The 21,641-nt window shown below is 71.2% G+C and carries 20 protein-coding genes; 10 read left to right on the top strand and 10 right to left on the bottom strand.

Annotated features, from left to right (window positions below):
• Positions 1 to 54: 54 nt before the first annotated feature.
• The gene (locus ACZ7L6_RS04210; protein WP_471920401.1) at positions 55 to 1,044 is read right to left on the bottom strand and encodes an SCO0930 family lipoprotein; all 990 of its coding nucleotides are present in this window, start codon (positions 1,042 to 1,044) and stop codon (positions 55 to 57) included.
• Between the two features lie 345 nt (positions 1,045 to 1,389).
• Here ACZ7L6_RS04210 and ACZ7L6_RS04205 point away from each other — a divergent pair, with 345 nt between their 5' ends.
• From ACZ7L6_RS04205 to ACZ7L6_RS04195, 3 genes are all read left to right on the top strand, one after another.
• Positions 1,390 to 1,941, top strand: coding sequence for a hypothetical protein (locus ACZ7L6_RS04205; RefSeq protein ID WP_471920400.1), 552 nt, complete (start codon positions 1,390 to 1,392; stop codon positions 1,939 to 1,941).
• Positions 1,942 to 1,956: 15 nt separating this feature from the next.
• The gene (locus tag ACZ7L6_RS04200) at positions 1,957 to 2,721 is read left to right on the top strand and encodes a bestrophin-like domain (RefSeq protein WP_471920399.1); all 765 of its coding nucleotides are present in this window, start codon (positions 1,957 to 1,959) and stop codon (positions 2,719 to 2,721) included.
• A 254-nt stretch (positions 2,722 to 2,975) separates the two neighbouring features.
• Positions 2,976 to 3,485, top strand: a complete 510-nt coding sequence (locus tag ACZ7L6_RS04195; RefSeq protein ID WP_471920398.1) for a hypothetical protein — start codon at positions 2,976 to 2,978, stop codon at positions 3,483 to 3,485.
• 99 nt (positions 3,486 to 3,584) lie between these two features.
• Here ACZ7L6_RS04195 and ACZ7L6_RS04190 read toward each other — a convergent pair whose 3' ends face one another.
• Entirely contained in the window at positions 3,585 to 4,088 is a 504-nt protein-coding gene (locus tag ACZ7L6_RS04190; RefSeq protein ID WP_471920397.1) for a hypothetical protein, read from the bottom strand.
• 330 nt (positions 4,089 to 4,418) lie between these two features.
• Here ACZ7L6_RS04190 and ACZ7L6_RS04185 point away from each other — a divergent pair, with 330 nt between their 5' ends.
• The gene (locus ACZ7L6_RS04185) at positions 4,419 to 5,084 is read left to right on the top strand and encodes a class F sortase (RefSeq protein WP_471920396.1); all 666 of its coding nucleotides are present in this window, start codon (positions 4,419 to 4,421) and stop codon (positions 5,082 to 5,084) included.
• On the opposite strand, the gene ACZ7L6_RS04180 is transcribed toward ACZ7L6_RS04185, so the two are convergent.
• Positions 5,081 to 5,938 carry a polysaccharide deacetylase family protein gene (locus tag ACZ7L6_RS04180; RefSeq protein ID WP_471920395.1) on the bottom strand — a complete coding sequence of 286 codons (858 nt, stop codon included), beginning with the start codon at positions 5,936 to 5,938 and terminating at the stop codon, positions 5,081 to 5,083. The two genes, ACZ7L6_RS04185 and ACZ7L6_RS04180, sit on opposite strands and share 4 nt — an antisense overlap.
• Before the next feature lie 117 nt (positions 5,939 to 6,055).
• Entirely contained in the window at positions 6,056 to 9,334 is a 3,279-nt protein-coding gene (lysX, locus tag ACZ7L6_RS04175) for a bifunctional lysylphosphatidylglycerol synthetase/lysine--tRNA ligase LysX (protein ID WP_471920394.1), read from the bottom strand.
• Positions 9,335 to 9,422: 88 nt separating this feature from the next.
• On the opposite strand from lysX, the gene ACZ7L6_RS04170 reads away from it, so the two are divergent.
• Positions 9,423 to 9,884: a universal stress protein gene (locus ACZ7L6_RS04170; RefSeq protein ID WP_471920393.1), complete on the top strand. Its 462-nt coding sequence runs from the start codon at positions 9,423 to 9,425 to the stop codon at positions 9,882 to 9,884.
• Here ACZ7L6_RS04170 and ACZ7L6_RS04165 read toward each other — a convergent pair.
• Positions 9,847 to 10,950, bottom strand: coding sequence for an isopenicillin N synthase family dioxygenase (locus tag ACZ7L6_RS04165; RefSeq protein WP_471920392.1), 1,104 nt, complete (start codon positions 10,948 to 10,950; stop codon positions 9,847 to 9,849). The two genes, ACZ7L6_RS04170 and ACZ7L6_RS04165, sit on opposite strands and share 38 nt — an antisense overlap.
• Positions 10,951 to 11,129: 179 nt before the next feature.
• On the opposite strand from ACZ7L6_RS04165, the gene ACZ7L6_RS04160 reads away from it, so the two are divergent.
• Complete coding sequence (locus ACZ7L6_RS04160) at positions 11,130 to 12,542, top strand: amino acid permease (protein WP_471920391.1); 1,413 nt, start codon at positions 11,130 to 11,132, stop codon at positions 12,540 to 12,542.
• Here ACZ7L6_RS04160 and ACZ7L6_RS04155 read toward each other — a convergent pair.
• Positions 12,539 to 13,357, bottom strand: coding sequence for an alpha/beta fold hydrolase (locus ACZ7L6_RS04155; RefSeq protein WP_471920390.1), 819 nt, complete (start codon positions 13,355 to 13,357; stop codon positions 12,539 to 12,541). The genes ACZ7L6_RS04160 and ACZ7L6_RS04155 overlap by 4 nt on opposite strands.
• A gap of 72 nt (positions 13,358 to 13,429) precedes the next feature.
• On the opposite strand from ACZ7L6_RS04155, the gene ACZ7L6_RS04150 reads away from it, so the two are divergent.
• Positions 13,430 to 13,903: a MarR family winged helix-turn-helix transcriptional regulator gene (locus ACZ7L6_RS04150; protein ID WP_471920389.1), complete on the top strand. Its 474-nt coding sequence runs from the start codon at positions 13,430 to 13,432 to the stop codon at positions 13,901 to 13,903.
• Between the two features lie 12 nt (positions 13,904 to 13,915).
• Here the strand turns inward: ACZ7L6_RS04150 and ACZ7L6_RS04145 are convergent, their stop codons facing one another.
• A complete protein-coding gene (locus ACZ7L6_RS04145) occupies positions 13,916 to 15,061 on the bottom strand; it encodes a CapA family protein (RefSeq protein WP_471920388.1) in 1,146 nt (381 codons plus the stop codon).
• 211 nt (positions 15,062 to 15,272) lie between these two features.
• On the opposite strand from ACZ7L6_RS04145, the gene ACZ7L6_RS04140 reads away from it, so the two are divergent.
• The 3 genes from ACZ7L6_RS04140 (at position 15,273) to ACZ7L6_RS04130 (ending at position 17,279) form a co-directional block, all read left to right on the top strand.
• The gene (locus ACZ7L6_RS04140; RefSeq protein ID WP_398810606.1) at positions 15,273 to 15,821 is read left to right on the top strand and encodes a sigma-70 family RNA polymerase sigma factor; all 549 of its coding nucleotides are present in this window, start codon (positions 15,273 to 15,275) and stop codon (positions 15,819 to 15,821) included.
• A 137-nt stretch (positions 15,822 to 15,958) separates the two neighbouring features.
• On the top strand, positions 15,959 to 16,474 hold the full coding sequence (locus tag ACZ7L6_RS04135) for a hypothetical protein (RefSeq protein ID WP_398810609.1): 516 nt from the start codon (positions 15,959 to 15,961) through the stop codon (positions 16,472 to 16,474).
• 151 nt (positions 16,475 to 16,625) lie between these two features.
• Positions 16,626 to 17,279, top strand: a complete 654-nt coding sequence (locus tag ACZ7L6_RS04130; protein WP_471920387.1) for a zf-HC2 domain-containing protein — start codon at positions 16,626 to 16,628, stop codon at positions 17,277 to 17,279.
• 5 nt (positions 17,280 to 17,284) lie between these two features.
• On the opposite strand, the gene ACZ7L6_RS04125 is transcribed toward ACZ7L6_RS04130, so the two are convergent.
• From ACZ7L6_RS04125 to ACZ7L6_RS04115, 3 genes are all read right to left on the bottom strand, one after another.
• Positions 17,285 to 18,148: an Fpg/Nei family DNA glycosylase gene (locus ACZ7L6_RS04125; RefSeq protein ID WP_471920386.1), complete on the bottom strand. Its 864-nt coding sequence runs from the start codon at positions 18,146 to 18,148 to the stop codon at positions 17,285 to 17,287.
• Positions 18,149 to 18,179: 31 nt separating this feature from the next.
• Positions 18,180 to 20,255, bottom strand: a complete 2,076-nt coding sequence (locus ACZ7L6_RS04120) for a SpoIIE family protein phosphatase (protein WP_471920385.1) — start codon at positions 20,253 to 20,255, stop codon at positions 18,180 to 18,182.
• A 90-nt stretch (positions 20,256 to 20,345) separates the two neighbouring features.
• The gene (locus ACZ7L6_RS04115; protein WP_471920384.1) at positions 20,346 to 21,629 is read right to left on the bottom strand and encodes a DUF6777 domain-containing protein; all 1,284 of its coding nucleotides are present in this window, start codon (positions 21,627 to 21,629) and stop codon (positions 20,346 to 20,348) included.
• Positions 21,630 to 21,641: the final 12 nt, after the last annotated feature.

Here is a 21,641-nt window from a genome sequence, read left to right as displayed (position 1 = left end):
TCCGTGGTCGGTACTCGGCTGGGTGAGGCGATCAACCCTGGGGAGGTGTGATCTCTACTGCTCCGGCGCGCCGACCGGCTTGCCGTCGGGGCGGATGGCGAACCACGTGCCGCCGACGCCCTGACCGTTGGTGTCGCCGGGCTTCTTGTCACCGGCGAAGGTGTAGATCGGCACGCAGTCGATGGTCTGCTGCTTGATGCCGTCGGGGCGGTCGAAGACCACGTAACCCTGCCCCCTGGGGCCGGACCCCTTCAGGTCGATGCCCTCGGTGTCATCGGCGTCGACCGGGGCGATGACCGGCCACTTCTCCAGGCACTCGCCGGTGCACGCCGTCTTCATCGGCCAGGGCGAGTCCTTCATGAAGCGGTAGACCGTGTGGCCGTTCTTGTCGATGACGATCTCACCCAGCTTTGGGTCCTTGCGCGTGGACAGACCGGGCAGGTCGGCCGCCTCCGCACCCGCGCCGCCCTTGGCCTTCTTGCCGTCGGGGGCGAGCGCGTACCAAGTGCCGCCCACGGCCTGGCCGTTGATGTCACCGGCCTGGGTGTCCTTCGCGAAGCGGTAGGCCGGCCAGCCGCCGACCGTCAGCTGCTTGGTGCCGTCGGGCCGGGTGACCGAGCCGAGCAGCGACTCGTCGATGCCGGCGCCGGCCGTGGCGTCGTCCGCGGGGACCGGCGGCCACTTCTTCGCGCAGTCGCCGCCGCAGTTCGACTTGGGCGGCTCCGCGGCGTCCTTGTCGAAGCGGTAGAGCGTCAGGCCATTGCTGTCGGTCAGCACCTTGCCGAGTTCCTGGTTGGTGGAAACGGAGAGTTCACCGGCGGAGGCGGCCCCCGTGGCCGCGCTCTCCTGGCCGGCCGCGCCGGGGTCGTAACCGGATCCGTTCCCGAGGCCGGTGCCGGCGCTTCCGTAATCACCGGCCGCGGCCGTGGCACCCACGTTCTGGCTGCTCGCCGGCGGCGCGGTTTCCGAGCCACATGCCGTCGTCAGCGCCAGCACAGCCACGGCGCTCACCACGAGCGAGGCGCTCCGCCACGAGGTCTTCATCGTCAACTCCCCATAATCACAAGGGTGTTGCAGCGCCCTGCTGCGCCGCCGCACGACATGGGGTACGCACAAGAGGCACGGTCGTGTTCAACGGATGCACAAATTTCTTTCCGAAAGCTGTGACAACACCCGCATCACACCGGTGAGGCCACCCGCCCTGTCGCACGCGCGTGCGCCTCGGCCGTCACGTGTGCGCCCGCTCGGCAAACCTTTCGAGGGCCATACGTCGCCCGTTCGAGGCAATCCGCCCGCGCTCCGGCGTGTGGGACCTGCACGGGGCTCAGGATCTTCGTCGTGCATGGACTCGAACCGACCCAATCCAACCTGGCAGCAAGGTTGTTGACGGTGTCCGCGCTGACCTGGCTTCTGGTGGCGGCACCGGCGGGTGCGGCGTCGGCCACCGTCTGCGCGTACGCCGACACGGGCCCGGACGGCGCCCAGGCCGTGGCGGTCGTCGGAAGCCTCACCTGGCCGACGCCCACCCAGTGCCCGCCGCCCACACCCAGCCCCACCCCGACTCCGACGCCCACGCCCACGCCCACGCCCACGCCCACGCCGGACCCCGCCCCCACGCCGACACCCACACCCACCCCGAAACCCGAGCCCCCACCTCCCCCGCCTCCCCCGCCTCCGCCACCCCCCGCACCACCGGCTCCCCAGCCCGCGCCGCCCCGCGCGCGGCCGACCCCGCCCCCCGCGCCGGCACCCACCCCGTCCCCCACACCGAAGCCGTCGGTCAAACCCACCCCGAGTCCGTCCATGACCCCCGTGCACTACCCGCCCTACCGCGCCACCCCGCACCGCCGGGCGCCGCACGACGCCCCCTCGCCCCTCACCTTCGTCCTGCTCATCGCGGCGCCCGCGATCGCCGCCGTCGCCGCGCTGCGGCCGCGCTGACCCTGGAGGCTTCTGTTGCCGGAATGGCTTGTTCTCACCTTCGCGATGCTGGCCGCCTGCGCCGTGGTGGTCATCATCACCCTCGTACGGCACCGCACGGCCCCCGAGGACGAGGATCCCTCCGAGACCCCGGACGTCATCGAGTACATGACGATGTGGATCGGTGTGGTGTACGCCATCGTCCTGGGCCTGGCCATCGCCGGCGTGTGGGAGGGCCGCAGCGCCGCCCAGGACCACGTCCAGGCGGAAGCCGTGGCGCTGCACGAGATCTCGGAACGGGTCCGGGTCTATCCGGACGACGTCCGTGACCGTATTCGCGACGATGTCAACGCCTATGTCGGACACGTCGTCACCACCGAGTGGAAGACCATGGCGGACGACGGCCGGGTCACCGACCGCGGCGCCGAGCTCTTCCAGCGCATCCGCGAGGACGTCACCGACTACGAGCCGGCGAACGACTTCGAGGCGCAGGCGTACCAGCCGCTCGTCGACCAGGTGACCGCCGCCGACCAGGCGCGCACGGCGCGGGCGAACTCGACCGGGGAGACCATGCCGGGCGTGGTGTGGTTCGGACTGCTCGCCGGCGGGGTCGTCACCATCGGGATGGTGTTCGCCCTGCAGATCCGGCGCACTCCCCGCGAGCTGGTCCTCGCCGGGCTGTTCTCGGCGCTGATCGCCTTCCTGCTCTTCCTCATCTGGGACTTCGACGCACCGTACAGCCGCGGTGTCACGGCATCGGCGGAGCCGTTCCTGGACCTCTTCCCGCACGCCAAGGGCTGACGGGCCCTCATCCGACGGGACTCCGGGGGGCGGCAGCGCACGCCGGCCGTTGCGCTCGACGCTCGGCCGCCACGCCGCTGTCGTCCCCCGGTCGCGGTAACACCGTCCCCCGAGCGGCCCACACGCCTGCCCCATTCGTACGACAGCGATCGCGCAGGTGTGCGCACCTTTTTAGCGTTCCGATCATCGAGGTGCATGTCAGGCGCAAGCGGAAAAGGTCCGCAGCTGCTCCTCGGGGACCCGGAGGAAACACCATGCGCGCGATACGCGTCGCTTCGGCCGCACTGCTGGCCGTCAGCGCCCTCGCCCTGACCGCCCCCACCGCCCAGGCCCGCGGGGACACCGAGGGTTTCCGGGTCGATGTGCTGCCCTCCACCGTCGCCCCCGGTGGACAGGTCACGCTGCACGCGACGGGCTGTGAGCAGAGCGTCAGCGTCTCGTCGGGGGTCTTCGACACGGTCATCATCCCCCGTGGGCGTACGTCGGCCAGGGCCGTGGTCGACTGGGACGCCAAACCGGGTGCCGTGTACGAGGTGTCGTTCCACTGCGGCACCTTCTGGCAGGACGTCGACCTGACCATCGCCGGCGGCCGGCACGTCACACCCCCGCACTGGGAGAAGGGTGTGCAGGCAGGTGACGGCGGCAGCCTGGCCGACCTGAACCTGAAGGAGATCGGCCTCGGCGCCGCGTTCATCGCGGCCTCGCTCGGAACGGCGTACCACCTCTCCCGGCGCCGCAGCGGCGAGGAGGGCGACGGCGCCTGAGAGCACCGCACGCAAAGACAGACCTTCGCCCCGGATCCCCTCGAGGGGGCCGGGGCGAAGGTCTGTGAACGTGCGACCTGTCTGAAGAGGGACAGCGGATCAGGTCCGCTTCTCCGCCCGCCGCCGCATCCAGAACACCCCACCACCGACGACGGCCACGGCAATGAGCCCACCTCCGATGGCCATGTCGGTCGGCGTCGCGCCCGTGGAACTGCTGCCGCCGAGACCGCCGCGGACGCCGCCGATGACGGTGAAGGCGTTCGGGTGGGTCAAGGGACGGCCGGCGCCGGTGCAGTGGACCGTGATGCTGTGCGCACCCGTCCGCGCGTGGCGGTCGATGATCGCAGTGCCCCTGGCCGTGCTGCCACCGGGGACCGGCGTCAGGGTCGTGGCGGGGAAAGCGTCCGAGGTAGCGGTGCCGCCTCGCGGGCAGCCGTCGACGGTGATGGTCAGCTGCGCGCCGCGCGCGATGACGCTGGGCAGGGCGACGATGTTGCTCGGTCCGACGGGCGGCATGCCGTCCCGGGCGGTGGCCGCCGGGGCGGCGAGTCCGAGAGCGGCGACCGCGGTGGCAGCGGCCGCCAGGGCACGAGTTCTACGCATGTGATCCTCCGCGGAAGACGCCCCGGGAACCGTCCCCGGTCGATCGGCGAGAAAGCGCCTCCCAGAAAGACCCTCAGATGCGGTGCCCGGGGCCGCATTTCGGCGATGGTCCGTCCTGGTGAGAGGACACGCCGACCGATGAGCCCACAATCGGAATTGCCGCAGGTCACACACCGTCAGAATTTTCCGGCCGGTGGCAACTCGGATGGCGCACGCAAAGAGTTCGGGCCACCCGTTCGCACCCGCCCCGTCGCCGGTTGCGCGCACCGGACTTAGCGTTTTCGTATGCGCGAACGGCGTGGCGACGGCCGCGTCGAGAGGGGAAGGCGAATGTACGGGTCCGAGCTCGCCGAAGAGGAGGAGCGGCGGAAGAGGCGCGCTCCCTGGGGCGTGATAGCGCTTGTTCTGCTGACCGGTCTCGCACTCGTTCGCAATGGCTCGGGCGAGTTCGACGAGGGGCCGCCGCAGCCCGCGTCGGCGGCCGCCCCCGACAACAGCCAGGTGCGCGGCAGCGTCTTCACCGGTGCCGTGCAGCCGCTGCCGTACGCCATGCCGGAGCGGGTCCGGATCTCCTCGATCCAGGTCGACGCGCCGATGATCCCGGTCGGCCTGGACTCGGACGGCTGGGTCGGCGCGCCGCCGCCGGAGGACCCGAACCTGGCGGGCTGGTTCACCGGGTCCGTGTCCCCCGGTGAGAAAGGCACGGCGGTGGTCGTCGGCCATGTCGACAACAATCAGGGCCCCGCCGTGTTCTACGGCCTCGGGGCACTCAAGCCGGGCAGTCGCGTCGAGGTCCTGCGGCAGGACGGAAAGACGGCCGTGTTCCAGGTCTACGGCGTCGAGGTCTTCGAGAAGAACAACTTCCCCGGCGACCGGGTCTACGCCTCGAAAGGGAGCGCCGAATTGCGGGTCATCACCTGCGGCGGCGGTTTCTCCAAGCAGAACGGCTACGACGGGAACGTCGTCGCTTTCGCCAGTCTGGTCGAGGTCCGCTAGGTGTACTTCCGCTCGGGAACGGTGACGAAGTACCCGGAGTCCAGCAGCTCCGGCAGATAGGCGCGCAGGGCCAGGACGCTCTGGGAGCGGTCGCCTCCGGCGTCGTGCGAGAGCACCACGACGCCGGGGGCGGCGCCGTGCTCGACCCGGTGGATGATCGTGCGGGTGCCGGGGCTCATCCAGTCGAGGGTGTCGACGGTCCAGGCCAGCGGTTCCATGCCCAGCTCGGCGCCCAGTTGGAAGGTGGCGCGGTTCCAGGCGCCGTAGGGCGCGCGGAACCAGGCGGGGCGTTCGCCGTACGTCTCCTCGACGATGTCGCAGGTGCGTTCCATCTCGGCGCGGATCCGGGCGCGGCTGAGGCGGGTGAGCAGGGGGTGGGACCAGGTGTGGTTGCCGACGACATGGCCTTCGTCGGCCATCCGCGCCACGAGGTCCTTGTTCTCGGCGACCATCTCGCCGCACACGAAGAACATGGCGCGCACGTCGTACTCGCGCAGGGTGTCCAGGATGTGCGGGGTGTAGCGGGCGTCTGGTCCGTCGTCGAAGGTCAGCACCATGGTGCGGCCCCGCCCGGCCACGCGCAGGAACGGCTGGCGCCGTACCAGGGGCCGGCGGGGTGCCACCCGGGGCGGGCCGTATCCCGTCAGGGGCTGGAGGCGGTAGGCGGAGGGCTTGAGCGCACGGTGCGGCTGGGGACCCGTGGCCGGGAGGGCGGGCCGGACCGGCTCCTCGCCCGCGAGAGTCGCGATCACTCCGGCGATGCCCGCGGTGCCGGCGGCCCCGGCGGCGACGGCACCGGCGAGCAGCGCGCGGCGCCGTGTGAGCGGACCTGTGAGCGACTGATCCTTCGTCATGAATGATGAGTCGCCCGGCACGGGACCGTCGCACCAGGGCGACACCGGTACGGCGGCAGGAAAACGCCCGGCCGGTCCAGCCCCGGTTGCGCCGGCCGAAAGTCCTCTGACGTGGCGTCAGCGGCGGCGGACCAGCGGGAACGGCAGGGTCTCGCGGATCGTCAGGCCGGTGAGGAACATGACCAGCCGGTCGACGCCGATGCCGAGGCCGCCGGTGGGCGGCATGGCGTATTCGAGGGCGTCGAGGAAGTCCTCGTCGAGCTCCATCGCCTCGGGGTCTCCGCCCGCGGCGAGCAGGGACTGGGCGGTGAGGCGGCGGCGCTGTTCGACGGGGTCGGTGAGCTCGGAGTAGGCGGTGCCGAGTTCGGTGCCGAAGGCGACGAGGTCCCAGCGCTCGGCGAGGCGGGGGTCGTGCCGGTGCTGGCGAGTGAGCGGGGAGACGTCGGTCGGGAAGTCCCTGTAGAAGGTAGGCAGCTGGGTCTTCTCCTCCACCAAGCGCTCGTACATCTCCAGCACGATGTCGCCGTGGCCGTCGTCGGCCGTGTACGGCACACCCGCGCGGTCGCAGTGCCGGTGCAGCCTGAGCAGCTCCGTGTCGGGGCCGATCTCCTCCCCCAGCGCCTCGGAGATCGCCCCGTACACCGTCTTGACCGGCCACGGCCCGGAGATGTCGTACTCCGTGCCGTCCTTGCGGGCGGTCGGCGAGCCGAAGGCGGCGGTCGCGGCGCCCTGGACGAGTTCGCGGGTGAGGTCGAGCATCACGTCGTAGTCGGCGTAGGCCTGGTAGGCCTCCAGCATCGTGAACTCGGGATTGTGCTTGTAGGAGACGCCCTCGTTGCGGAAGGTGCGGCCCATTTCGAAGACCTTCTCCAGGCCGCCGACGCACAGCCGCTTCAGATACAGCTCGGGTGCGATGCGCAGGTACAGGTCGAGGTCGTAGGCGTTGATGTGGGTGTGGAAGGGGCGGGCGTTGGCGCCGCCGTGGATCTGTTGCAGCATCGGCGTCTCGACCTCGAGGAAGCCGCGCTCCAGCAGGCCCTGGCGCAGTGCCTGGACGGTGGTGGAGCGGGCGCGGACCACGTCGCGGGCGGCGGGGCTGGAGACCAGGTCGAGGTAGCGCATGCGGACCCTGGCCTCCGGGTCGGCGAGGCCGCGGCGTTTGTCGGGCAGCGGGCGCAGGCATTTGCCGGTCAGCTGCCAGGAGGTGACGAAGACGGTCGGTTCGCCCTTGTCGCTGACCCCGGCCAGGCCGGTGGCGGTGATGAGGTCGCCGATGTCGCTGTCGGCGGTGAAGCGGTCGAGTCCGGCGCCGGTGTCCTTGCGGGTGAGGGCGAGTTGGTGGTCGCCGGACCAGTCGCGCAGGACGGCGAAGACGATGCCGCCGAAGTCGCGCACCAGCATGATCCGGCCGGCGACGGTGACCTGCTCGCCGTCGCGGACGTCGGCGAGGGCGTGGGTGCGGGCCGGGATGCCCACCGGGTAGGGGTCGGTGCCCTGCGCGCGCAGCCGGTCGAGGGTGTGGTGCCGGATGCGGACCTGCTCGGGCAGGCCCGCATCCGGCCCGGCCGCCCCGGCCTCGTCCCCTCCGGCGAGGCCGAGCGCCGCCAGCGTGGGTAGTCCTTCGGTGGTCGCGGGACGCGGTCCGTTTCGCGGGTGCCCCTTTCTGAGAAGTTTGCGCAGGGACGGTACGGAGACGAATCCCTCGGCGATGCCGGAGGCGAGGCCGATCCGGGCGAGGGAGGCGGCCTCGCCGTAGCAGAGGAAGCGCGGGAACCACTGCGGCCGGTACTTGGCGTTGGAGCGGTAGAGGGCCTCCAGCTGCCACCACTTGGAGAAGAACAGCAGCAGACGCCGCCACAGCCGCAGCACGGGTCCGGCACCGATGCGGGCACCCTCCTCGAACACCGAGCGGAACACGGCGAAGTTCAGCGAGATCCTGCGGATGCCCGTCTTCGGCGCCGCGGCGCACAGCTCGGCGACCATGAACTCCATGACGCCGTTGGGGGCGCCGCGGTCACGGCGCATCAGGTCCAGGGAGACGCCGTCCGTGCCCCAGGGCACGAAGGAGAGCAGGGCGAGCAGCTCGCCGTTCTCGCCGAGGGCCTCGACGAGGAGACAGTCGCCGTCGGCCGGGTCGCCGAGGCGGTCGAGGGCCATGGAGAAGCCGCGTTCGGTCACGGTGTCGCGCCAGGCGTCGGCCTTGCCGATCACCTCCTCCATCTCCGTCTCGGTGAGGGCCGAGTGGCGGCGGATTCGGCAATGGGCGCCGGTGCGGCGGACGCGGTGCACGGCCTGCCGGGTGACCCGCATGTCGCGGCCGTCGAGGTCGAAGTCCGGCACGTGCAGGATCGCCTCGTCGCCGAGCTGGAGGGCGCCGAGTCCGGCGCGCGCGTAGGCCCGGGCGCCGTCCTCGGAGGCGCCCATGGCGGCGGGCACCCAGGCGTAGCGGCGGGCCAGGTCCAGCCAGGCGGCGATGGCGTGCGGCCAGGCCTCCCGGTCGCCGACCGGATCTCCGCTGGCCAGGCACACCCCGGCCTCGACGCGGTAGGTGACGGCGGCCTTGCCGCTGGGTGAGAAGACGACGGCCTTGTCGCGCCGGGTGGCGAAGTACCCGAGGGAGTCCTGGTCGCCGTACGCCCTGAGGAGGGCGCGGATGCGGGCCTCCTCGTCGTCGTGCAGGGCGGCTTCCATGCGCTGCGAGCGGAACAGCGTCGCGGCGGCGTTGAGGAGGGCGAGCGCGCCGAACAGGCCGAGCAGGAAGTACAGGGGGCGGGGCGGCCGCCCGTCGTAGCTGGCGCCGGAGACGAGGCCGCCGCAGACCCGGTCGGCGGCCCACGCCAGGCGCTGGCCGCGCGGCAGCGTGCCGGGGAACAGCTCGACCAGCCCCCAGCCGGCCAGGATGCCGATGCCGAGCCCGACGGCCAGGACGCCGACGGCCCGGCGTACGGCGCCGTGGCGGGAGGCGGCGTAGAACTCCTTGCGGGCGACGATCAGCAGGGCCAGGGCGAAGCCGCACACGACGAGGGACGGGACGGAGTCGGCGTAGTGGCCGAGGGCCGTGCCGAGGGCGTCGGTCAGGACGAGCAGCCCCAGATAGACGACGACCAGCCACCAGGCGACCTTCTTGCGGGCCGCGGTCGCGGCGGCGAGCAGGAAGAGGAAGACGGCGTACGCGAGGTTGGCGCTGACCGGCACGATGAGCTCGTCGAGGATGCGCACGACGGGGCGGAGCGCGCGGCGCAGCGGGGGTATGAGGGCCAGCAGGGCGCAGAGCAGTCCCAGGGCGCCGAAGAAGGTCGCGAAACCCTCCGGCACCCTGCTGAGAAAGCCGTTCCCGGGCGGCCGTGTCCGGCCCGCGGTGTCCTTCGCCGGGGCGGCCTCCACGGTGGCACTCATGTTCCGAGGGTAGGAAGCCCCCGGCCCGCTCGCCCGTCGAGCGCCCTGCCCGGCGGCGGGACCTGCGGGTTCCGATAGCCTCCGTGCCGTGACGGAACAGCACTCGCACCAGTTCGAGCGGGGTACGGACGGGCCCAAGGTCATCGTCGTCGGGGTGGACGGCTCCGACTCCTCGCTCCGCGCGGCGGCGTACGCGGCGGGACTCGCCCGGCGGCAGCACGCGCTGCTCGCCGTCGTGTACGTGCAGCCGGTGACGGCGGCGGGCGCGGTCCTCGGAGCGCCGGTCGCGGAGGCCACCAACGAGATCGCCGAGGACCTGATCGCCCAGATCCGGGACGCGACCGAGCGGCTCAAGGGGATATTCGACGTCCGCTGGGAGTTCCACACCTTCCAGGGCGACCCCTACAACGGCCTGGTGAAAGCGGCGGACGACCTGAAGGCGGACGCCGTGGTGGTGGGGGCGTCCCAGCAGGCCGGGCACCGGATCGTCGGGTCGGTCGCGGTGCGCCTGGTCAAGGCCGGGCGGTGGCCGGTGACCGTGGTGCCCTGAGTCCGGCGCCCACGGCCTGGTCGCGGAGCTTCGCGAGGACGGCCATGCGGTCCTCCGCGTCGATGCGCAGCGTCGTGCTGCGACGGGGGTAGCACCTGCGGAACATCGAGGTGAAGTGGGTGCCGTAGTGGATGTACGCGCCGGTGTCCGTTCCGGTCAGGGGCCTGGCTACGGTGTTGAAACCGGGCTCGTGGAAGTAGGCGAGGGTGTAGCGCTCGCGGTCGGCGAGGCGGACCTTGTGCGGGGTGGACAACAGCGCGCCGTCGGTCATGAACTGCATGATGTCGCCGGGGAACACCGTGAAGACGGCCGGGACAGGAGTCACGTAGGTCCAGGGTTCGTCGTGTTCGTAGCGGCCGGCCATCGACTCGTCGGGCAGCCAGTTGCGGCCGCGTTCCTCGCCGGGCACGGGCGGGCGGATGAAGAGGCCGCCCACGTCGTCCTGGGCGGCGATGACGAGCAGGCCGTAGTCGGTGTGGGCGCCGATGCCGCGTTCAGAGGTGGCGTCGGCGGGCGGGAAGCGCAGCACCCGCATGTGGTGCCAGCCGTCGGCGGTGAGGCGGACGAAGTGGTCGGGGTCGGGCAGGCCCAGACCCAGCGCGGTGAGCCGGAGCAGGCGATGGCCGATCTCGCCGACGGCGGCCATGTAGTCCTTCATGGCGCGGGCGTAGGCGGATGACGGCCAGGGCGTGGGGCCGTGGCAGGGCCAGTGCGCGAGGACGCGGGGGTCGTCGGCGGGGATGTCGGGGCAGACGGTGAAGATCTCCGAGCCGTCCTTCTTCCCGGCTGTCTCCTCCTCGCCCGAGGCGACGTAGCCGCTGTAGGTGAGGTCGGAGACGTATCCGGCCTTCTCCTCCAGAGGTCTGGCGCAGAAGGCGCGGGAGGCCGCCAACGCCCTTTCGGTGGTGGCCTGTTGGGCGGCGGTGGCCCGGATCTGGAAGATTCCGTCGGACTGCCAGGCGGCGATGAGTTCTCCGCCGAGGGTCCGGTCGGCGTCCGAGCCGTTGACGACCGACGGGACCTGGAATGTCTGAAGGGGCGTCAGGGTCTGTTTGTCGCTGCTCATTCGAGGTACTCCGAGAGCGATGCGAGTGATTGCGCGTCAAACTACTGCGGGCCCGCCCTGCTGAACAGCCATTCAGTTGACTGGCCGCGCCACGTATGTCCGACCTCTTTCGTCCCGGCCGCAACCGGAGCATCATCATCCGCTGTGAGCCGTTTGCCCAACGCGAAGAGGTGAGGCGCATGGCCGGGCTCCGGACGGGCGAGGGCATTCTCCGCCGCAAACCCATCGAGCACATCGAGGAGACGGAAGTCGGCGAGGGTACGCGGCTCGACCGGTCGTTGGGACTGTGGCAGCTGACCGCGATCGGCGTAGGCGGCATCATCGGGGCGGGCATCTTCACATTGGCCGGAACGGTCGCCAACGGTACGGCGGGTCCGGCAGTCCTCGTCTCCTTCCTGATCGCCGGTGTCGCGAGCGCGGCGGCCGCGCTGTCGTACGCCGAGTTCGCAGGGCTGATCCCGAAGGCGGGATCGGCGTACACGTACGGCTATGCGGTGCTCGGCGAGCTGGCGGGCTGGTTCATCGGCTGGGACCTGCTGCTGGAGTACACGGCGATCGTGGCGGTGGTCGCCATCGGGATCTCGGGCTACTTCAGCTTCCTGGTCGAGGACATGGGCGCCGAGCTGCCGAACTGGATGCTGGGCGCACCCGGCACCGGCGACGGGCACAGGGTCGACCTCTTCGCCGCCCTCCTGTGCCTGCTCATCGCCTATCTGCTGAACCTCGGCATCCGCAACGCGGCCCGCTTCGAGACGGTGGTGGTGGTCCTGAAGGTCCTGGTCGTGCTGCTGGTGATCGCCGTGGGCGTGTTCCACATCGACACGGCGAACTACAACCCGTTCTTCCCGTACGGGGTCGGCGGGGCGTTCACCGGTGCGGCCACCGTGTTCTTCGCGGTGTTCGGCTACGACGCGATGTCGACGGCGGCCGAGGAGTCCAAGGACGCCCAGCGGCACATGCCGAAGGCGATCATCTACTCGCTGGTGATCTCGATGGTGCTGTACGTGGCCGCCTGCCTGGTGCTGACGGGCATGCAGGACTACAAGGACATCGACAAGGAGAGCGGCTTCTCGACGGCGTTCAAGTCGGTGGGGCTCGGCGGGCTGGCGGATGTGATCGCGGTGGGCGCGATCATCGGAATCCTCACCGTCATGTTCACCTTCATGCTGGGCGTCACCCGGGTGTGGTTCAGCATGAGCCGCGACGGGCTGCTGCCCCGCTGGTTCGCGAAGACGCATCCGACGCGGCACGTGCCCACCCGGGTGACCTGGATCGTCGGGGTGGCGTCGGCCGCCATCGCCGGGTTCCTGCCGATCGGCGAGGCGGCCGAACTGACCAACATCGGCATCCTGTTGGCGTTCGTGGTGGTGTGCACGGCGGTGATCGTGCTGCGCTACCGGCAGCCGGAGCTGCCGCGCACCTTCCGTACGCCGTGGATGCCGGTGGTGCCGGCCCTCGGGATCGGCTTCTCGATCTGGCTGATCACGTATCTGCAGTGGCAGACCTGGGTGCGGTTCGCCGTGTGGTTCGCGCTCGGGCTCGTGGTCTACTTCGGCTACTCGTACCGGCGGTCCGCATTGGCCGGGCGTTAGAGCGTCCGGAGGAAGTCCAGCAGGAGCTCGTTGAAGACCTCGGGCTTCTCCAGGTTGAGGTAGTGCCCGACGCCGTCGACGACCTCGACGCGGCCCTTGCCGGCGGTGGCGGCAAGCCGTTCGGCCGCGGCGAGCATGTCGGCGGGTTCCAGGCCGCCGTTGAGGGTGAGCAGCGGGACGGTGATCTCCGCCGCCCGGGCGAAGGTGTCGGTGACGGGCACCAACCAGTCCTTCTCGCCGGGCGTGTGCTTGGCGAGCGTGTGGCGGCTCATCTCCCGCACCCGGCCCAGGATGTCCGGGTCGATGTCGTCAAGGGTCCGGTGTTCGCCGGGTATGTACCGCACGAAGGTGTCGAGCCAGCCCTCGAGGTCCCCGGCGGCCAGCGTGCGCGCCAGTTCGGCCTGGATCCCGCGGGTCCAGGTGTCCGTGTACTGGAATTCCCCGGTCGCGGCCCCGCAGGTGACCACCGCGCGGACGAGGTCGGGATGCTCCAGCACGGTGTTGGTGACGATCAGCCCGCCCATCGACACGCCGACCAGCACCGCGGGACCGGCGTCGAGGTGCCGCAGCAGGCCGGCGAGGTCGTCGGCCCAGCGGAAGGGCTCGCTCGCGTTGGCGGACCAGCCGTGGCCGCGGACGTCGGCAGCGACCACCCGGTACCCGGCGTCGACGAGGGCCGGTATCTGGCCTTCGAAGAGGCGGTGGTCGACGTAACCGGAGTGGAGCAGCACGACGAGGTCGCCCGCGCCGCTGTCGCGGTAGGCGAGGTCGCCGTCGGTGGACGTGAAGTAGCTCAGTTCCGAAGCAACTGTCATGACAACCAAGGTGTCATGTTCCGGGGACTTTGGCAACCAAGGTGTCATGATGACGGTATGCATGATGACGGTGTGAACGACTCCGACGCCCCCCTCGACCCCGACGTACTCGGCCACCGGATCAGCGAGGTGTTCGACCTGATCGGCGCGCTGTACCGGCGCGGCCTGCGCAAGCTCGAACAGGGCGAGGAGATCGAGGGGGTGTCCGTCGGAGTGCGCTCCGTCCTGACCCTGCTGCACAGGTACGGGCCCATGACGGTGCCTCAGATGGGCCGGGTCATGGCGCTGACCCGGCAGTTCGTGCAGCGCATGGTCAACGACGCGATGGGCAGAGGGTGGGTCGAGGCCACCCCCAATCCCGCGCACCAGCGATCCTCGCTGATCCGGATCACGGAGGAGGGCGAGGCCGTCATCACCGCGATCCTCACGCGCGAGCACGCCCTGAACCGGCAGGTCGGCGGCGATCTGACCGCCGCCGAGCTGCAGGCGTGCGTGCGCGTGCTGAAGCAGATGCTGAAGACCTTCGACCACGTGGACGTGGACTGACCGCCTGCGGCGCTACTTGCCCATCACCAGCCCGTCGTCCCCCGCCCCCCGGCTCAGCACGACGTCCCGGATCCGGTCCCGTACCCCGCGCAGCTCGGCGCCCTGGGCGATGGCCCGGTTGAGGTTGACCACCCGGCCGGCGTCGATGTCGAACAGCTGGGGAATGAACTCGGCCTTCTTCACCTCCCAGCGGCCGCCCTTCTCGGCCGGCGGGGTGAAGGTGAAGCGGGCGAGGGTGGACTGGTTGCCGCGCGGGTCCTGCACGCCCTGCTCGTTGTACATCGCGCCCGCGACCTGGTCACCCATGCCGTAGACCACCCAGGTGCCGTTGACCTTCTCGTACGCCTGGGGCACATGGGCGTGGGTGCCGAGGATCAGGTCGATGTCGGGGCGGTCCCCGGTCTTCGCGGCCGTGAGCTCGCGGGCGAGGGTCACCTGCATGTCGTCCGGGGCGTCCTGCCACTCGGTGCCCCAGTGCATCGAGACGACGACGACGTCGGCACCCGCCTTCCGGGCGGCGCGGGCGTCCGCCAGGATCCTGGCCTGGTCGATCATGTTGACCGCCCAGGGCTGCCCCGGCGGCAGCGGGAAGCCGTTGACTCCGTAGGTGTACGCGAGATGCGCGACCTTGGCCCGGCCCGCGCGCAGCACCGTCACCGAGCGCGCCTCGCCTTCGGTGCGCGCCGTTCCCGCGTGCCGTACGCGCGCCTCGTCGAGGGCGTTCAGGGTGCGCAGGATGCCGGCGGCGCCGTCGTCGAGGCTGTGGTTGGAGGCGGTCGAGCAGCCGTCGTAGCCGGTGGCGGCGACGGCCCGGGCCACCTCCGGCGGGGACTTGAAGGTGGGGTAGCCGGTGTACTGGCCGTCGGCGCCGTAGACGGTCTCCATGTGACACAGCGCCAGATCGGCGCGCGAGACGACGGGTTCGACACCTGCGAGCATCGGGCGGAAGTCGTAGCCGGAGCCACCCGCGTCGAAACGCGCACGGTCGATGACCGAGGTGTGCGGGAGGATGTCGCCGGAGGCGACGAGCGTGAAGTCGCGGGGGCCGGCGGAGGGGCCCTCCTGCCCCGGAGCCTTGCGGTTGTTGGCCTGGCAGGCGGCGCCTGCAGCGAGGACAGCCGTCAGAGCGAGGGCCACAAGTCGACTGCGTGCAATCATCTGCTCACCCCGTGTGGTCGTATTACCCACCAATACGTATGAAACAGGGCGCGATCGCAAACAATCGGGCCGCCTCCGTTAGCCCGTCTGGCGCGCCCCGAATAGGCGGAAGGGACCGTTCGTCGTACCGTTCGCCGACGCGATCGACCGTCCGCCGCAGATCCGTGTGTGTGCTCTGTCCCACAACGGCCGCCTGCGATGGCATACGGCCATGACGGCCGGAACCACCCTCACGAACGGGACGACGACCGCCGAGCACGAGCTCGCCGCGCTGCAGCGCGAGCACGGCCGGCCCCTCTTCGCGCTGCTGCTCCGGCTCTGCGACGGCGACCGGCAGCGCGCCGAGGACCTCGTGCAGGAGACGCTGGTGCGCGCCTGGCAGCATCCCGAGGCGCTGCGCGCGGACGACTTCGACTCCGTACGGCCGTGGCTGCTGACCGTCGGGCGGCGGCTCGCGATCGACGCGCGGCGGGCCCGGCAGGCGCGGCCGCCGGAGGTCGGGGACGCGATCCTGGAGAACGCGCGGGTGATCTCCGACCACGCCGAGCGGGCCGCGGAGATGCTCGATGTGCGCGAGGCTGTGAAGACACTCACTCCGGAGCACCGTGAAGTCCTGGTGCTCGTGTACTTCCAAGGGGCGAGTGTTGCGGAAGCCGCGGAAACCCTGGGTATTCCGCCCGGTACGGTGAAGTCTCGCGCTTACTACGCGTTGCGCGCCCTGCGCAGGGTGCTTCCGGGATACGCGGCCGACCTGCGGTGAAACCAACGACTTAGTCAAACCTCCGTAAAGCGCCTTGCTGCGGACCCCGGTTGAGTAATCGGCTGTCCTCATCCGTGTTCCGGACTGGGGCCCGGGCGCTCGGGCGACGCGCACGCACCGGAGGAAGGCAGGAAGGGATGCTGCACAGAGGTCAAGAGAGCACGGACGGCACCGGCGGCGGTGAACTCACCGTCCCCATGGCGTGGTTGTACGCCGAGTACATCGCCGACGAGCTGCTGCGGACCGGCGATCTGATGCCGCCGACGTCCTTCGAGTTCCGCGCCGGGCGTGACGCCCTGGCGCTGACCATCTTCCTCTCCGACACCGACGGCGAGCTCTCCGGCATCCGGGTCGTCTCCCAGCTGGAGACCTGGCTGTCGCTGACCGCGTACGACCAGCCCTGGCAGGACTGGGTGCGCGAGCGCATGGCGGGCCTCGCCGCCGAGGCGGTCGAGTCGGGCGGGCCCGCCCCCGACCTGGAGCTGGCCGAGGCGGCCTGGCGATGGCTGCAGGAGACCGAGCTGCTCGCGCCCGACCTGAACGCGGTGCCGGGCGGCGGTGCGCTGGTGGGTGAGGACGAGGGGCCGAAGGTGTGGACGCCGGCGTGGCAGCTCGGGCTGCCGCTCGGGCACCTCGCCATCCACCTTTTCTGAGTTCTTTTCTCTCCGGACCAATCCTCGGTGCCGACCGCTCCGAATCCTCTGGTTGGGATTCTGCGCGGGGCTTGAGTGAATCGACTGTCTGGTGCGTACCAGTGGGTGCACGGAGTAACCCACCCCGCACCCAACGGCACGAGGATTCGGCATGAGGTCCCTGGAGAGGCATCGCGACGTCGCCGCGTACGCGCTCGGCGTGCTGAACGAGGCGGAGGCGTTCCGCTTCGAGGACCACCTCATGGAGTGCCCGCGCTGCGCGGCACACGTGACCGAGTTCGGGCCGGTCACCCGCCAGTTGATGCTGTACCGGCGGTCGACACCCCAGTTCGTGCACCCCATGGCCAAGCCCGGCCCGCAGATGCTGAACCGGCTGCTCGAAGCGGTGGCGGCCCGCCATCGCGCCCTGCGCCGGCGCACGCTGTACGCCGTGGCGGCCTCGGTCGTGATCGCCCTCGCCGGGCCCGCGGTCGCCATGATGGCGGGCGGCGACGACGTGGCCGCACAGGTCGTCGAGGCGACCGACGCCCGCTCGGGTGTGTGGGCGCAGGTCACGACCGAGAACGAGGCCTACGGCAGCCAGGTGGAGCTGAAGGTGAAGGACGGCGCGGGTCCGCGCGCCTGCCATCTGATCGCCATCGGCCGGGACGGCTCGGAGGAGACGGTGACCAGCTGGTCCGCCGCCCACCACGACGCCCGGGAGAACACCATGACGGGCGCCTCGGCGATGCACGCCGACGAGATCGTCCGCTACGAGGTACGGACGGCGGGCGGGGAGCACCTGGTGACGCTGCAGGCGCGTTAGGACCCCTACTTCAGAAGTCTGGACAACCTGCGGTCCGCCAAGGGCTTGCCGCCCGTCTGGCAGGTCGGGCAGTACTGGAGCGAGGAATCGCTGAAGGAGACCTCGCGGATGGTGTCGCCGCACACGGGGCACGGCTCGCCGGTGCGGCCGTGGACGCGCAGGCCGCTCTTCTTCTCGGCCTTCAGGCGTCCGGCCGCCACTCCGCGCGAGCGCTCGACCGCCTCGGTGAGGGTCGTCCGCAGGGCCTCGTACAGCGTCTGTGTTTCCTCGGCTGTCAGTGACGCCGCCAGCTTGAACGGGGACATCTTCGCCGCGTGCAGGATCTCGTCGCTGTAGGCGTTGCCGACCCCGGCGATGAGGCTCTGGTCGCGCAGGGCGCCCTTGAGCCGGCGGCGCTCGTCCTTCAGCAGGGCCGCGAAGCGGGTCTCGTCGAAGTCCTCGGCGAGCGGGTCCGGGCCCAGCCGGGCCACGCCCGGGACCTGCTGCGGGTCCTGGACGACGTAGACCGCGAGGCGCTTTTGCGTGCCGGCCTCCGTCAGGTCGAAGCCGGCGCCGGTCTCCAGGGCCACGCGCAGCGCGAGGGGGCCCTTGCCGGGGCGGGGCATGCCGCTCGGAAGCTGGTCCTTCCAGTGGAGCCAGCCCGCGCGGGCCAGGTGGGTCACCAAGTGCGGGCCGTCCGCCGTCTCGAGGTCGAGGAACTTGCCGTACCGGTGTACGGCGGTGACCTCGTGGCCCTCGACAGCCGTGACCGGGGGGTCGTACGTCTTCAGGACACTGATCGCGACGGGCAGCACCCGGACGATCTCGTGGCCCACCAGGTGCTCGGTGAGGAAGTCCTTCAGCGCTTCGACCTCGGGGAGTTCCGGCATACGTCAAGAGTGCCACCAGGGACGGCTGTGTTCAGGTGCTCTCCGGCATCAGGAACTCGCACCACACCGCCTTGCCGCCGCCCCGGGCCTCCACGCCCCACACGTCCGTGAGCAGGTCGACGAGGAGCAGACCGCGGCCGGAGACACCGGACTCCCCCGCCTCGCGGCGGCGCGGCAGGGCGCTGGAGGAGTCCTCGACCTCCACGCGCAGCCGGCGTTCGGAGCCGGTGAGGACCCGCAGGGTGACGATGGCGGAGCCCTCGGTGTGCATCAGGGCGTTGGTGATCAGTTCGTCGGCGACCAGCTCGATCTCGTCGGCCCGGTCGCCGGCGCCCCAGGCGCGCACGGCGGCACGGATCATGTGCCGGGCTCCGGTGAGGGCCTCCGGGTCGCCGGGGGCGACATGCTGCTGGAGTCGGCCGCCGGCCTGCGGGGCGTCCAGGACGCGGCGGCGGAGCAGGAGCAGGGCCACGTCGTCGTCGCCGCCGCGTTCCTCGGCCACGTCGATGAGGCGGTCGGCGAGGTCCCGTACGTCGTCCGGGCCGGTGGCGATGAGCGCGGTGAGGGTCTGCATGCCGTCGTCCAGGTCGGCGCCGGGCTGCTCGACCAGGCCGTCCGTGCACAGCAGCAGGGTGTGGTCGGAGTCCAGTTCGATCGTGCCGACCGGGTATTCGAGCCGTCCGAACTCCGCGGACAGGCCGAGCGGCAGCCCGCCCTCGACCGCGACGCGCCGGCAGGCGCCGCCGGGCTCCCGGATCAGCGGGTCGATGTGGCCGGCGCGGACCACCTGCACGACTCCGGTGGACAGGTCGGCCTCCGCGTACAGGCAGGTGGCGAAGCGGTCGGTGTCCAGTTCGTGCAGGAACACGGAGGCGCGGGCCATCACGGTGGCCGGGGTGTGCCCCTCGGCGGCGTAGGCGCGCAGGACGATCCGCAGCTGGCCCATGACGGCGGCGGCGTGGGTGTCGTGGCCCTGGACGTCACCGATGACGGCGCCCACCCGGCCGCCCGGCAGCGGGATCAGGTCGTACCAGTCGCCGCCGATGTCCCGGCCGAGGGAGCCGGAACGGTAGCGGACGGCGACGTCGGCGCCGGGCACGCTGGGGATGGTGCGCGGCAGCATGGCCTGCTGTAGGCCGGTGGCGAGGTCCTTCTCCTGCTCGTAGAACATGGCCCGCTGCAGGCTCTGCGCGATGCTGCTGCCGAGGGCGACGAGCACGTTGCGCTCCTCGGTGGTGAAGCCGCGCCGGTCGCTGTAGAGCAGGCCGATGGCGCCGATCGGCCGGGCCTGGGCGATCAGCGGCATGTAGGCGGCGGAGGTGATGTTCAGGTCGGTGATGTGCGGCCAGAGGACCGGGTAGCAGTCCGCGAACTCCTCCGGCGACTCGATGAAACGCGGGGTGAGGGTCCGCACGACCTCGCTCATCGGGTACTGCTCGTCTATCCGGGTGACCAGGGTCCCGGGCACGAAGCTGCCCGCGGGGCCCTCGGCGACCAGCCGGATGCGGCCGGCCTCGACCAGGCCCATGACCAGGCTGGTGGCGCCGAGATGGGTCAGGCCGTGGGTGTCCTTGAGGACGTCGATGACGTCCTGGACGGTGCGGGCGTGCGCGAGGGCGGCCGTGGTGAGCTGGACGACGTTGGTCTGCTGACGGCGGGCCTCGTCGTCGGCCGCCTGCTCACGGCGCTCTTCGCTCTCGGCGAGTTCGTCGGTGGCGTCGCGGACGATGCCGATGATGCGACGGGGGCGGCCCGTCTCGTCGCGGCGGATGTGGCCCTGGGTGTGGGTCCAGCGCAGGGTGCCGTTGCGGCAGCGGATGCGGAAGTAGGCGCCGTAGTTCTCGCTGCCGTCCTTCAGTGCCTGGGAGACCAGGCCGTCGAGCCGGTAGGCCTCCGGCGGCGGCACCCGTATCGCCAGGGTCGCGGGGTTTCCGTCGTATTCGTCGGGGCGCAGGTCGAAGACTTCGTGGGCCTGGGCGTCCATGTGGAACAGACCGCTGTCCAGGTCCCAGTCGAAGGTGCCCATGTGGTTGAGCGCCAGGATCGGATCCGGGTGGGCGGGCCAGTCGTCCGGGAGTGACAGGGCGCTCGCTCCCCGATCAACCATGGGGCCACCTTGCCAGGATTTGCCGGATTCTTCGACTGGGGCGACGGGATTGGCTCCGCCCGCCGCCCGGGGTGTGTCCATGCGCGCCGGTCAGCCGGCGAAGACGTCGACGGGGCTGGCGAAGATGCTGTCGGTGGTGCGCGGCCCGTCGGGGATCAGCCCACCGCCGTCGGGCAGGTCGGGGCTGTCCGGGACGGTCTCGGGGCCGGTCTCCTCCGGGGAGTCCGAGGAACCCGAAGGCTGCGGGGATGCCGGGGAGGTCTCCGGCTCGGTTCCGGACTCGGGGGCGCTGGGCTGCCGGGGCGACGCAGTGACCGTGGCTGTGGGGCAGTTCGTGGGGACGCTGCTCGGGGTGTCCGCCGTGTCCGACGCGGTCTCGGCCGGAGCGCCGTCGGTGGCGCCCGGGGTGACGGTGGCCGTCGGTGTCACGCAGTTGGTTGGCGAGGTCTCCGGGGAGGTACGCCCGCCGGACGGGGCCGTGCCCTCGTCCGTGGGGGACCCGCTCTCCTCGCCGGGCGAGGCGCTGTCGTGCGGGTGCGGGACCGGCGTCGGCGTCGCCGGCTTCGGTCGCGGCAGGACATGGTCGCGGTCGTGCCCCCGATGGCCGACCGGCCGCTCGATCCAGGTGTTGTCGGCGATGTTGATGATCGTGATGTCGGTGATCACCTGGACGGTCGGGGCCACCACGACCACCCGGTCCGGACGGTATCCGGCCCAGGACCGGCCGCTGGTGCGCGCGCTGCCCGGCAGGTGGGCGGCCGGGGTGAGCGGGTTGCCGCAGGCGCAGCGCACGCGGGGCACACCGTGGTCGTCGACCAGGACGGCGGTGCCCGCCTGTAGGACGGACTGGTAGCCGGTGCCGCGCCCGTCGCGGAACCCGTGGTTGGTGGCCCGGGTGTCGGCGCGCAGGACGACCGAGGTCAGAGAGCGCAGATAGCCGGGGATCGAGGCCCGGGGAATGCCCGCGGCCCGGGCGAAGACGCGGGCCCGGTCCCGGTCGGCGGTGAGGTGGTCGATCTGCCGCCGCACGTCGCAGCTGCCGGTTCCCCGGGTGCCGCCGTAGAGGCCGGGCGTGCCGCCGGACAGCTGCTGCGGCCCGGTCCGCCCCGACTTCCCGACCGGGGACGGGCGGGCCGTCGAGGTCGCAGTGGAGTCGGTGAAGGGATCCGGCCCCTTGTCGGCAGCGGGTTCGAGGAAGACTTCTCCGCCGGATTCCGTGCCCTGGCTCCCGTCGCCGCCGCACCCGGCGACGAGGAGCGCCGCCGAGAGGGCGCCGGCCGTGACGATGGCTCCGGTGGATGTCCGCACCACGGTCCGCATCACGCCCTCCAGCCTGTTTTCGGGCAGTTCGCCACCATTGTCTGCTTCACTCACTTGGGTTACGCA

It is taken from the genome of Streptomyces sp. NPDC107522, assembly GCF_055657525.1.
Note: the sequence above shows the minus strand (reverse complement) of the source record. Positions and strands in the feature narration are given on the sequence as shown.